2 protein-coding genes are annotated in these 1,102 nt (G+C 67.9%); one reads left to right on the top strand and one right to left on the bottom strand.

Translation table 11 applies throughout. The features are described from left to right. A partial coding sequence (locus tag ACN5KJ_RS20315) for a heavy metal sensor histidine kinase (protein ID WP_418596015.1) occupies window positions 1–780 on the top strand: 780 nt, incomplete at its 5' end. An 8-nt stretch (window positions 781–788) separates the two neighbouring features. On the opposite strand, the gene ACN5KJ_RS20310 is transcribed toward ACN5KJ_RS20315, so the two are convergent. Continuing rightward, window positions 789–1,102, bottom strand: a 314-nt coding sequence (locus tag ACN5KJ_RS20310; protein WP_418596013.1) for a sensor histidine kinase, incomplete at its 5' end; no start/stop codon positions are given.

Here is a 1,102-nt window from a genome sequence, read left to right as displayed (position 1 = left end):
TCCGTCTCGGCCAAGTCGCTGCGCGAGCGCATCCCCGACGAGTCGACACCGGCCGAGCTGCAGCAGCTGGTGCAGGCCTTCAACGCCATGCTGGCGCGGCTGGAGGACGCGTTCGTGCGGCTGTCGAACTTCTCCGCCGACATCGCCCACGAGCTGCGCACGCCGCTGAGCAACCTGATGACTCACACCGAGGTGGCGCTGACCCGCGCGCGCACGCTGGATCAGTACCAGGACAACCTGCATTCGAATCTGGAGGAGTTGCAGCGCATGTCGCGGATGATCGACGACATGCTGTTCCTCGCCAAGGCGGACAACGGGCTGATCGTGCCGGACGCCAAGCCCGTCGCGCTGGAGGCGTTGTGCGCGCAGCTGCTGGACTATTACCAGCTCTCGGCGGACGAGCGCGGGGTGCGCTTCGAGCTTTCCGGTGCCGGCACCATTCAGGGCGATCTGTTGATGCTGCGCCGGGCGCTGTCGAACCTGCTGTCCAATGCGCTGCGTTACACGCCCGACGGCGAGCGGATCCGGGTGACCATCGAGCGAGGCGCAGGTCACGTGACGCTTGAGGTGAGCAATCCCGGGGCGACCATAGCGCCCGAGCATCTGGAGCGACTGTTCGACCGCTTCTACCGGGTCGACCCGGCGCGCCGCGAAGGCAGCCCGAGCAATGCCGGGCTGGGCCTGGCAATCACCCGTTCGATCGTTCAGGCCCATCAGGGTGCGATCGGTTGTACGTCGCAGAAGGGCTGGACGACCTTCCGCCTGGAATTCCCTGGCTAAGCGCGTGCTCAGCGCTGCAGCGGCACCGTCAGCGATACGCGCAGGCCGCCGGCCTGGCTGTCGAAGGTGAGGGTGCAGTCGCAGCGTTGCGCGATCGCCTGGACAATGGCCAGGCCCAGGCCGCTGCCACTGCTGGCGGCGTGTCGCCAGAAGCGGCGGGTCAGGTGCTCGAGATGCTCGGCGGCGATGCCCGGGCCCTGGTCGCGTACTTCGAAGCGTACTCGCTCGGCTTCAGGCTGCAGGGTCAGCGTGACGGCGCTGCCCGGCGCGGTGTGGCGCTGGGCATTTTCCAGCAGGTTGCGCAGCGCGGCGATGGCCAGCA

The sequence above is a fragment of the Ponticoccus sp. (in: a-proteobacteria) genome (genome assembly GCF_048381735.1).
Note: the sequence above shows the minus strand (reverse complement) of the source record. Positions and strands in the feature narration are given on the sequence as shown.